Annotated in this window: 10 protein-coding genes and 1 pseudogene; 10 read left to right on the forward strand and 1 reads right to left on the reverse strand. The window is 65.7% G+C overall.

Annotation, left to right across the window (positions count from 1 at the left end; genetic code table 11):
• Positions 1–92 precede the first annotated feature (92 nt).
• From murA to AC1D1W_RS10565, 4 genes are read left to right on the forward strand one after another with little or no spacing between them, the layout of a single operon-like run.
• Positions 93–1418, forward strand: coding sequence for a UDP-N-acetylglucosamine 1-carboxyvinyltransferase (gene murA, locus AC1D1W_RS10550; protein ID WP_028278332.1), 1326 nt, complete (start codon positions 93–95; stop codon positions 1416–1418).
• A gap of 10 nt (positions 1419–1428) precedes the next feature.
• Positions 1429–2235 (forward strand): lysophospholipid acyltransferase family protein, encoded by an 807-nt coding sequence (locus AC1D1W_RS10555; protein WP_243177123.1) that lies wholly within the window; start codon positions 1429–1431, stop codon positions 2233–2235.
• Positions 2232–3284 (forward strand): NAD(P)H-dependent glycerol-3-phosphate dehydrogenase, encoded by a 1053-nt coding sequence (locus AC1D1W_RS10560; protein ID WP_243177124.1) that lies wholly within the window; start codon positions 2232–2234, stop codon positions 3282–3284. The genes AC1D1W_RS10555 and AC1D1W_RS10560 overlap by 4 nt, the downstream gene beginning before the upstream one ends.
• 14 nt (positions 3285–3298) lie before the next feature.
• Positions 3299–4429, forward strand: coding sequence for a D-alanine--D-alanine ligase family protein (locus AC1D1W_RS10565; RefSeq protein ID WP_243177125.1), 1131 nt, complete (start codon positions 3299–3301; stop codon positions 4427–4429).
• Positions 4430–4461: 32 nt separating this feature from the next.
• Here AC1D1W_RS10565 and AC1D1W_RS10570 read toward each other — a convergent pair whose 3' ends face one another.
• Positions 4462–4962 carry a DUF3515 family protein gene (locus AC1D1W_RS10570; protein ID WP_243177126.1) on the reverse strand — a complete coding sequence of 167 codons (501 nt, stop codon included), beginning with the start codon at positions 4960–4962 and terminating at the stop codon, positions 4462–4464.
• Between the two features lie 630 nt (positions 4963–5592).
• Here AC1D1W_RS10570 and AC1D1W_RS10575 point away from each other — a divergent pair.
• The 6 genes and pseudogenes from AC1D1W_RS10575 to AC1D1W_RS10600 form a co-directional block, all read left to right on the forward strand.
• Positions 5593–5871, forward strand: a complete 279-nt coding sequence (locus tag AC1D1W_RS10575) for a hypothetical protein (RefSeq protein WP_476943634.1) — start codon at positions 5593–5595, stop codon at positions 5869–5871.
• Positions 5872–5873: 2 nt separating this feature from the next.
• A complete protein-coding gene (locus AC1D1W_RS10580) occupies positions 5874–7127 on the forward strand; it encodes a glycosyltransferase family 4 protein (RefSeq protein ID WP_476943635.1) in 1254 nt (417 codons plus the stop codon).
• A complete protein-coding gene (locus AC1D1W_RS10585) occupies positions 7124–8872 on the forward strand; it encodes a glycosyltransferase family 4 protein (RefSeq protein WP_476943636.1) in 1749 nt (582 codons plus the stop codon). Before AC1D1W_RS10580 ends, AC1D1W_RS10585 begins: the two co-directional genes overlap by 4 nt.
• 32 nt (positions 8873–8904) lie before the next feature.
• Positions 8905–9759, forward strand: coding sequence for an ABC transporter permease (locus AC1D1W_RS10590; protein ID WP_243177129.1), 855 nt, complete (start codon positions 8905–8907; stop codon positions 9757–9759).
• On the forward strand, positions 9746–10633 hold the full coding sequence (locus AC1D1W_RS10595) for an ABC transporter ATP-binding protein (RefSeq protein WP_243177130.1): 888 nt from the start codon (positions 9746–9748) through the stop codon (positions 10631–10633). Before AC1D1W_RS10590 ends, AC1D1W_RS10595 begins: the two co-directional genes overlap by 14 nt.
• Positions 10633–11217: pseudogene (locus AC1D1W_RS10600) on the forward strand (glycosyltransferase); the annotation flags it as partial. The gene AC1D1W_RS10595 and the pseudogene AC1D1W_RS10600, both read left to right, overlap by 1 nt.

Below are 11217 nucleotides of genomic sequence, written 5' to 3' on the forward strand. Positions count from 1 at the left end.
GCTCCGTATTTCAGATCGGTAACGGATGCTCCTATGCTTAGCTGGAGCCTTTGTAAGGATTTGGGGGCGAGTAGTCGTGAGGAAACCGGTATATGAGTAGTGTTCTGACAATCCGCGGAGGCGTCCCGCTAACTGGCCGCGTCACCGTTCGCGGGGCCAAGAATCTTGTCCCCAAGGCCATGGTTGCTGCCCTTTTGGGCAACGAGCCATCGGTGTTGCGCAACGTCCCTGAAATCAAGGACGTTGAGGTTGTTACGAGCCTGCTTCAGCTCCACGGCGTCAGGGTCGACAAGGATCCCGTGACCGGCGATCTGACGCTTGACCCGAAGGGCGCCAAGACCGCGTCCAGTACGGCCATCGACGCCCACGCCGGCGATTCGCGCATTCCGATCCTGCTGTGCGGGCCGCTGATCCACGCCATCGGCGAGGCCTTTATCCCGGACCTGGGTGGCTGCAAGATCGGCGACCGTCCGATCGATTACCACCTCAATGTCCTGCGCCAGTTCGGCGCCGTCGTGGAAAAGCGCCCCGGCGGCATCCACATCTCCGCGCCCAACGGGCTCAAGGGCGCCAAGATTGCGCTGCCCTACCCGTCCGTGGGCGCCACTGAGCAGGTCCTGCTGAGCGCCACGCGCGCAGAAGGCATCACCGAACTCTCCGGGGCGGCCACCGAACCGGAAATCGTGGACCTCATCGCGGTGCTGCAGAAGATGGGTGCCATCATCAGCGTCCAGACTGACCGCACCATCCGCATCGAAGGCGTCAGGGATCTCGGCGGCTACAACCACCGCGCCCTCTCGGACCGTAACGAGTCCGCCTCCTGGGCTTCCGCGGCTTTGGTCACCCGCGGCGACATCTTTGTCGAAGGCGCCACCCAGCGCGACATGATGACCTTCCTGAACACGTACCGCAAGGTCGGCGGCGGCATGGACATCGGCGACGACGGCATCCGCTTCTACCACCGCGGCGGCAAGCTCAACCCCCTGGTCCTCGAAACAGACGTGCACCCCGGATTCATGACGGACTGGCAGCAGCCGCTCATCGTCGCCCTGACCCAGGCCGAGGGCGTTTCGATTGTCCACGAGACCGTGTACGAGAACCGGTTCGGCTTCACCGATGCATTGATCCGCATGGGCGCCAATATCCAGGTCCACCGCGAGTGCCTCGGCAGCGTGCCGTGCCGCTTCGGCCAGCGCAACTTCCTGCACTCCGCCGTCATCTCCGGTCCGGCGCAGCTCAAGGGCACCGACATCGACGTCCCGGACCTGCGCGGCGGATTCAGCCACCTCATTGCCGCCCTGGCCGCCACTGGCACCTCCCGTGTCACGGGCATCGACATCATCAACCGCGGCTACGAGCGCTTTACCGAGAAGCTCGCGGGCCTCGGCGCCGATTTCGACATCACCTCGGCCAAGTAGCGGGGGTCCCGTGAAGGAATCGGCCAAGAGCCACGCCACGTTCGTGACAGTCGCCGGGATCATCCGGCCCGTGATGAACCTCCTCATGGGAAAGAAGTGGGAAGGCCTCGAAAAGCTCCCCGCCGGGGGCTTCATCGCCGCGCCCAACCACTGCACGGAAATCGACCCGCTGGTGGTGGGGCACATGCTCTACAACCAGAAACGGATGCCGCATTTCCTCGCCAAGGCCGGCCTTTTCAAGGTGCCGGTCCTTGGCGCCGTCCTGCGGTCCACCAAGCAGATCCCGGTGGAACGTTCGACGACGGGGGCGAACCGTTCGCTGCAACTCGCCAAAGAGATCGTGAACGAAGGCGGGGCGATCATCATCTACCCAGAGGGAACCCTGACCCGGGACCCGGCACTCTGGCCGATGAAAGGGCACACCGGTGCCGCGCGGATGGCACTGGAGAGCGGCATTCCCGTCGTGCCCATCGCCCATTGGGGTGCCCAAGAGGTCTTCCCGCGGTATGCGAAACGTTTCTACATTTTCCCCCGCAAGACCTCCCGCCTGGTGGTCGGGGATCCCGTGGACCTGAGCGCGTTTGAGGGCCACCCGCTGGACAAGGCGACGCTCGACGCAGCCACGAATGCCATCATGGACGCCATCACCGGCCTCCTGGCAGGACTGCGTGGAGAGCAACCGCCTGCGCAACGGTGGAACCCGGCGGCGCACAACCAGTCCACACAGGGCCGTTTCGTCGAACGGGGCGGCGCCGAAGATAAAGCCATCCAAGAGGGTGGCGCATCGAACGAGAACATTGGGGACAGCACCGGATGACGGTTAACTTTGAACGAGCAGCATCCGCCACCACAGTGGCCGTTCTGGGGGCAGGTTCCTGGGGTACAACCTTCGCCAAGGTTGTTGCTGACGCCGCCACGGCCTCCGGGGTCGAACGAGACATCCGCCTCTGGGGACGGCGCCCCGAAATCGTGGACCAGATCAACACCCTGCACCGCAATGAGCAGTACCTGAACGGCATCACGCTGCCGTCCAGCATCACTGCATCGAAAGATGTTTCCGAGGTCCTCTCGGGCGCGGAGCTGGTCATCCTGGCCGTGCCGGCACAAACCTTGCGGCCGCAACTGCAGGCCTGGAAAGAACATCTGGCGCCCGGCGCCGTCGTGGTGTCCCTCATGAAGGGCCTCGAGCTCCACACTGATGCGCGCATGAGCGAGGTCATCAGTGCGGAGCTGGACCTGCCTGCCGACCGGGTCGCCGTGGTTTCCGGCCCCAACCTGGCCATGGAGATCGCACGGGAGGAGCCAACAGCCTCGGTGGTAGCCTGCACGGACCCGATCACGGCAGGCTGGATCGCCCGCAGCTGCACTGCCCCTTACTTCCGCCCCTACACCACAAGCGACGTGATCGGCGTCGAAATCGGCGGCATCGTTAAGAACGTGATCGCACTGGCCGTGGGAATCTGCGAAGGAAAGAAGATGGGGGACAACACCAAGGCCTCCGTCATCACGCGCGGCTTGGCCGAAACCTCACGGCTGACCCTCGCCCTGGGCGGCGAAGCCCGGACCATGGCGGGGCTCGCAGGCCTGGGCGATCTCGTGGCGACCTGCTCCTCGCCCCTGTCCCGAAACCACACGGCCGGCAGGCTGCTCGGCAAGGGGCTGACCCTTGACCAGGTCACCGCCGAAATGAAGCAGACGGCTGAAGGCATCAAGTCCAGCCAGGCTGTCAACGAACTCGCCGGAAAGCTCGGCGTCGACATGCCGATCACGGCCGCCGTCGTCGCGGTCCTTGCCGGAAAACTGTCCGTCGATGAACTGGGTCCGCTGCTGCTGTCCCGGGACCTGAAAGCCGAAGGCGACCACTGAGAGTGTCAGGGAACATGACCACAAAAGACCGTCCGGTCCAGTCCAAACCCCGCGTGGCGGTGCTGTTCGGCGGCCGCTCCAGCGAGCACGCCGTCAGCTGCGTGACAGCCGCCGGCGTCCTGGGAGCCATCGACAAGGACAAATACGACGTGATCCCTATCGGGATCGCCAAGACCGGCCAGTGGGTTTTGGCGTCCGGCGGAACCGACGAGTGGTCGCTCTCTGCCTCGTCGCTGCCCGAGGTGGCCCCCTCGGCGCAGACCGTCACCCTGGCCGAGATCGGCGGCGAGCACCAGCTGATCGTCGCAGCCCCGAACACCGTCCCGCAGGAGCTGGGCGCCGTCGACGTCGTCTTCCCGCTGCTGCACGGGCCCTTCGGCGAAGACGGAACCATCCAGGGCCTCCTGGAACTGTCCGACACCCGCTACGTGGGCGCGGGAGTGCTCGCGTCCGCCGTCGGCATGGACAAGCACTTCATGAAGGTTGTCTTTGAATCGGCCGGGCTCCACGTGGGACCCTACATCGCCGTGACTGACCGGCAGTGGCGCAACGATCCCGAGACCGTCCGCAAGCGCGTGGACCAGCTCGGCTTCCCGGTATTCGTCAAGCCGGCCCGGGCAGGGTCTTCCATGGGCATCTCCAAGGTGGACTCCCTCGAGGGCCTCGACGCCGCCATAGAGATCGCCCGCGAGCACGACCCCAAGCTGGTCATCGAGGCCGGCATCACGGGCCGCGAGATCGAATGTGCCGTGCTGGAGGGCCGGGGGACCGATGCTCCCCGGACGTCCATGCCGGGCGAGATCTCGGTCGCGGGCGGCGGCCATGAATTCTATGACTTCAACGCCAAATATGTGGACGACGCCGCGGCCCTCAGCTGCCCGGCCGACCTCCCCGAAGAAGCGATCACCCGTGTCCGGGAACTGGCTGCGCTCGCCTTTGACGCCGTCGGCGGCGAGGGACTGAGCCGGGTTGACTTCTTCTACACCCCTGATGGCGAACTGATCATCAACGAGATCAACACCATGCCCGGGTTTACGCCCAAGAGCATGTACCCGCAGATGTGGAAGGCCTCAGGGTTGGGCTACGCCGACCTGATTGACGAGCTGATCCACCTGGCCCTGAACCGCAAGACCGGCCTGCGCTAGAACGGGGCGGGCGCGGACGCGCCTGCCCGGTTCTACTTGCTGGTGGGGAGGTTCTGCAGGTCCTCTTGACCCACACATTTCCGGGTTGCCGGGATCTTCAGCGCGGCGGCGGAGAGGTCCGCCAGCACGGTGGCCGAACTGATCTTGTCCGGGTCCATCAGGATTTCCGTGGCCGGTTCGCGGCCGAACGTGGTCAGCGTCCACACGGGGTCGCCTTCCTTGATGACCCAGTCGACGTCGTTGACGCTGACGCAGCGGTCCGTCGTGGGGCCGGGAACGTTGACGCCGCAGCGCAGAATCACTTGGGACGGATCGCCCCAGGCCGCCGTGGCCTGGGCATTGGTCTTCCGCAGCTTGGCATCGCCGATCGCGTCCGGCAGGGCAAGCATCATTGGCGCGCACGCCGCGTTCGCGGCATCCTTGGCGGGCGTGACGTCGACAACCGGGGAACATGAGGTCAAGGCCAGGCCGGCTGCGGCGGCCGCCACAGTCAAGGACAGGCGCGCGGAAACCGGACGGCTGAGAGGGAGCATTGATCCAGCTTATCCCGGTCCGCGTGGCGCTATGGTCACGGCCCGGACTGCCCTATATCATGGCCCGGTGGCACTGAGGTGAACAGCTTGTCTTGCCGTCAAGTAGACTGGGGGGACCGTGCACCGCTGGGGTTTTGCCGACAACGACGTTAGTGATGGCCACGACCGCACAAACTTGATTCAATCTCGCACCKGGGGGAGGGCCTGTCGATGACGTCGCGCAGCCAAAAACTGAAGTCAGCACGCGTCGGGCTGGGAGCGCTGCTCCTGGCCCTCTCCATCGCGGGAACGGCTGTTCCTGCCCACGCTGATGATCTGGGTCTTCCGGTCCCACCAGTAGTATCGCCGGCCGAGCCGCCTCCTGCTCCGGCTCCCGATCCTGTTCCTGAACCCGTGCCTGCCCCGGAGCAGCCTGCTGACCCCGCGCCCGAGCCGGCTCCCGTACCCGTGCCAGTCCCCGCGCCCGCTCCCGTCCCCGCGGTACCCGCCCCGGCACCCGCGCCCGCACCCGCTCCCGCTCCTGCCCCCGTCACCGTGCCCACCGCCGCAAGTCCCGCGCCGGTTCCCGGAGTAACCGCACCGCCGGCGCTGGCGCCGGCCCTCGCGCCGCCCGCTGCCAACCCCGCGCCAGTGGAAGAGGCCCCCGCCGAAGCGTCGGCAACACCGACGCCCACACCTTCGCCGACATCAGCGCCGTCGACGGCCCCTGCGGTGATCGCCACCCCCAGCGAGCCCCCCGTCATGGTGAAGTCTGAAGTCAAGGCCGCCGTTGCGGTAGCCACCGGCAGCCCGCTGGGGATTCAGCTGATCACAGTCCTGATCCTGCTCGGCGCGGGTTTGGCCTACTTCCGTTTCCTCGGCGGGAAGACCATGGTCCGTCCCCGCCAAGGCGGGAAAGTAACACTCTAGACATGCGCCACGACTTCGTTGACCGCACACCACAAGGGACGCAGGCCGAGGGCCTTCGGATAACGCTGCTGACCCACTCCTACTGGCCGGAACAGAGCCCTCCCCAGCGCCGCTGGACCGCCATGATCAAGGAGTTTTCCGCATCCGGCTGGGACGTCGACGTCGTGACACCCGTAGCGCACTATCCTTTCGGCCGGCGGGCGCTGCCGCGCAAGATGGCCGGGAGGCCTTTCCAGCCGCAAAAAGGGCAGTTTACCGAGAAGATACTCCGCGTCCCCTACCTCCGCCACGGCAACTCCCGGGCTGCACGTTTGCTGGACCAGTGCTTTTCCGCGGCACTGTCGATTCCGGCCGGTTTCATGGTCCGCAAGCCCGACGTCGTCATTGTCACGGCGCCGGGGCTGCCCTCCCTGGCAGCCGGCTACATTCTGGCCAAGGCCCGCGGCGTGCCCCTGATCGTGGAAATGCGGGACGCGTGGCCCGACCTGGCCCGCGACGCCCGGCTGGTCCAGGGCAGCGTGAAAGGCGTCGTTGAGCGCGTTGTGGATTTTGTCCAGCACCGCGCCGACCTCGTGGTCACCGTGACCGAGGGATTCGCCGCGACGCTTCGGGCGCGCGGCATCCGCAACGTAGCGACCGTCAGCAACGGCGTGCACCTGGACTCCATCCCCGTCATGGGACCGCCGGAACTCGACCGCGACGTCTTTGAAGCTTTGTACCTGGGGAACCACGGCGAGAGCCAGCGGCTGGACGTGGCCATCAGGGCAAGCGCCCTCGTGGGCGACTCCATGCACCTGCACTTGGTGGGCCACGGGACTCAGCGGCCGGCGCTGGAGAAGCTGGCGCGGGAGCTGAAGGCCCCGGTCACGTTTCACGCACCCCTGACCGGGGACGCCATGCTCGAGCGCTATGCGTCGGCCGACACCTGCCTGGTGTCCCTTCGAGACGACTGGAAGTCCTTCGACACCACCGTTCCATCCAAGACCTACGAAGTTCTGGCCATCGGCCGCCACATCACTGCTGTGGTGCGCGGCGAAGCGGCCCGCATTGTCATGGACGCGGAAGCCGGGGACATTGTTGCCAGCTCTCCGGAAGCTGTGGCGGATCTGTGGCGCGAGCTCGCAGCCGACCGAAGCAGGCTGGTCCGCAACGGGGACAGCCGTCAGTGGGTTAAATCCAACGCAGAATATGGACACCTCGCCGGCCGCTACATGCAACTCATCTCTGAGCTTCTGGCGGACGTTCCCAGCAAATGATCCAGCTCCTCAAGAATGCCCGGCTGGCCGCGAGTGTCATCAGCCAACACCTGGTTGATGACCCGGTACTCCTGTACCTGCAAGCTGCCCGCCGTCTGCCCGCCGTCGTGCGCCCTTTCGGCCGGGTTGTGACCGCCGCCTTTCCGAGGAACTCGGTGGCGGTTCCCGTCATCCTCGCCGCGCTCAGCAACGGAAACGACGCCGATGCCAAGCGCCGCCTCGAACTGGCCGCGGATGGCCCCACCCAGGGGGAACCGGCCCGGCGCCTTGCGGACATTGCCCTGTCCGCCGGCCTGCTGGAGATATCGGACGACTTATTGGCCAAGGCAGGAAATGCTCGCGGCCTGAAGTCTGCGCGGGCCCGCAGATTGTGGCATGACGGGGACCTCAGCGGGGCCGTCAAGGCCCTCGACGGCTCCGGCGCTGCAGGACGGCGGCAGCAGGCACGCCTCGCCGGTGAGGCGGCGGTCTACGCCGGCGCAGCCCCGGTGCTCCGTCGGCAGGATTTCGAACCGGTTCCGGGCCGGGTCCTGCATTTGCTCACGAATTCACTGCCGCACACTGCCAGCGGCTACGCCCAGAGATCCCACTCCATCATGGTGGCCCAGCGGGAAGCGGGCTGGGGCGTCCTGGCGGTCACGAGGCTCGGGTACCCCGTGCAGGTCGGCAAATTCCTGGCGCGGGCCACCGACGTCGTGGATGGCGTCCGTTACCGGCGTCTCCTCCCGTCGCGGCTGGCCCTCACCATGGACGCGCGTCTGCAGCAACAGGCTGAGGAATTACTGCGGGTGGCCCTGCAATTCAGGCCGACCGTCCTGCACACCACCACACACTTCGTCAATGGATTGGTGGTCCGGGCCGTGGCCGAGGCCCTGGGCATCCCGTGGGTGTACGAGGTCCGCGGCCAACTGGCAGACACGTGGGCCGCCACGCGGGGACCTGCGGCACGGGACAGCGAAAAGTACGCGCAATTCCAGGCCCGGGAAACCGAAGTCATGCGCGACGCCGATTTGGTGGTGACGCTGGGCCATGCCATGAAAGCCAATATTGTGGCCGCGGGCATTCCGGGCGGGAAGATCGTCATCGCTCCCAATGCCGTGGGCGGGGCGTTCCTCGACCAGCCCGGGGGCGCCGCAGAAGCGCGCCGCGAACTCGGCCTGCCCGGGGACGGACTCTACATCGGCACGGTCAGCAGCCTGGTCGCGTATGAAGGCCTGGATGACCTGGTCCGCGCGTTCGCGCTCCTGGCGCCGGAATTTCCGCAGCTGCGCCTGCTGATTGTTGGGGACGGCGTGGCCGGTCCCGCGTTGCGGGAGCAAGTCCGGGGCCTCGGCCTGGCCGAGCGGGCGATCTTCACGGGCAGGGTGCCCCGGGATCAGACCCCGCTTTATCATCAGGCCCTGGACGTGTTCGTGGTGCCGCGCAAGGACCTGGACGTGACCCGTGCCGTGACCCCGCTCAAGCCGGTCGAGGCGCTGGCGAGTGCACGGCCGGTGGTTGGAAGCGACCTGCCCGCACTTCGGGAGATAATAGACGACGGCGGCAACGGGCTTCTGGTCCCTGCCGCGTCACCGGTCGAGCTTGCGCGCACGATCTCGGCGCTGTTGCTCGACGCGAGCCGACGGGCGTCGATGGGGCGCGCTGGCCGGGCCGCAGTCCTGGCCGAGAGGACCTGGGCGGCCAACGCCGAGGCGCTGGCCGCGCGTTACGCTGGGCTGCACCATGAACATGAGGAGATCGAGTAGTGTCCGCAGATAGTGCAATAGACCCGGAGCCGGTGGCTGTTCAGCCTCTCTCCGTGGACATGCGGCGGCTGACCCGTGTCGGTTCGCGGCCCAACTTCCTGGACTATCTTGTTCAGCTCTGGGACTTCCGGCAGTTCATTTTTTACGACGCCCGCGCCCGGGTGCAAAGCGGAACGCGGCGAGATCGACTGGGCAGCGCATGGCTGCTCCTGAACCCCATTTTCAACGGCCTGACCTACTTTCTGATTTTCGGATTGTTGCTGAAGACCAGCCGCGGTGTTGAGAACTACGTGGGCTACCTGGTGGTGGGAATCTTCGTGTTCCAGTTCAGTTCCGGTGCCATCACCTCCGGCGCACGCTCGATCCGGAGCAACAAGTCGATTGTTCAGGCATTTAACTTCCCGCGCGCCGCACTCCCCATCGGCGCCAACGTGCGCGAACTGCTTTCGGCTGTGCCCCTCATGCTCGCCATGCTCCTGATCGTGGTGGTGCTGCCTCCAGCCGAGAACATCACCTGGCTGTGGGTACTGGTGGTACCGGCCATACTCCTGCAGTCGCTATTCAACCTCGGAGTGGGGCTCATCCTTGCCCGGGTTATCTCCCGCGTTCACGACGTCACGCACCTGCTGCCCTTCGCGCTGCGGGCGTGGATGTACGGATCCGCGATCTTCTACACCTACGAGCGTTTTGTCACGCATCCCCAAATGCTCGCCGCCATCAAGCTCAATCCCTTGTTCAACGTCATTGACATAATCCGGGATTGCGTCCTCTATGCCCGGGTTCCCCAGTGGCAGTCGTGGGCAATCCTTGCGGCCTGGGCCCTGGGAGCGCTGGCTGTTGGGCTTGTCTACTTCTGGAAGGGGGAGGAATCCTATGGACGCGGGTGAAAGGGAAATCTTCATCGAGGGACATCCATGCGTGGTCGTGGACAGCGTGCGGATGCGTTATCGCGTCGCCTCAAGCGCTGCTTCGGACACTGACGCTGACACCGCCAAGCCCCGGTTCCTGCGCCGCGCCGTCAACAAGCCGCACATGGTGACCGTGCAGGCCCTGAACGAGCTCTCCCTGGTGGTGGAGCGAGGCGAATCCGTCGGTATCATTGGCCGCAACGGGTCCGGAAAAAGCACGCTGATGAAGATCATCAGCGGCCAATCCAAGCCGACGTCGGGGGCCGTTTATGCCTCCAGCACGCCGATCATGCTCGGCGTCAACGCAGCCTTGGTCCAAGACCTGTCGGGGGACCAGAATGTCATCCTGGGGTGCCTTGCCATGGGCATGAGCCGGGCCGAAGTGGACGAAAAGTTCAACAGTATTGTCGAACTGTCCGGACTCGAGAAGTCCATTCACTTACCGATGAAGTCTTATTCGTCGGGCATGGCGTCCCGCCTCCGGTTTGCCATCGCCGCGAGCGTCGATCCCGAGATTCTCCTGGTGGATGAGGCGCTCAATACCGGTGATGCCCAGTTTGGTGACCGCAGTAAATTGCGGATGGACGAACTCCGCGAGCAGGCCGGCTGCGTCTTTCTGGTCAGCCACAGCCTGGACACGATCAAGGCAATGTGCACACGCGTGATTTGGCTCGACAAGGGCGATCTCATCATGGACGATGAGCCGGAAATCGCGATCAAGGCCTATCAGGACTTCACCCGTCACCTGTCCAAAGGCAACAACATTTCAGCCGCCAAGATTCTCGACGACGCCAAAGCGAATCTTGTGGCAACCGAGGTCCGTGGGCGGTCCTCACGCCGGAGCCGAGGCTGATGCCGGGTCTCCGGGAGGTCCGGAAAGGCCTGTGGCATCTGCGCAGGGGCGGTGTGGCGCAGTACAAGACCTGGCGGTCCCGCGAGCGGACCGAACAGGGCTTCGCCGCGCCCCGCAACGTGCAGGGCGTGGAAGCGGCCTGGACGGGGCGGGGGCGCAAACGCCGGCTCTCGCTCATTCCGGCCGCCCTTCCACAGCACCAACCGTCCCGGCCCGACGTCCGGGCCGCGGTGATCCTGGACGACTTTTCCGCCCTGGCCTTCGGCTATGAGTGGACCACCAGCGCCGTACACCCCCACACCTGGCGCAGCGATCTTGCATCCGACGCCGTCGACCTCCTGTTCGTGGAGTCGGCCTGGGCGGGAAACGGCGGCCTGTGGCGCGGAAAGCTGACCGGCCCCAGCGGGCCCAGCAGCGAGTTCCGCGCGCTGGTCCAGTGGTGCCGGGAGCAGGGGATTCCCACAGTTTTCTGGAACAAGGAGGACCCGCCGCACTATGACGACTTCCTGCCCGCTGCCCGGCTGTTTGACCACGTCTTCACCTCTGACTCCGGCCGCATAGCCCAGTACACCGAGGATCTCGGG

The sequence above is a fragment of the Arthrobacter sp. P1_B4 genome, assembly GCF_056406555.1.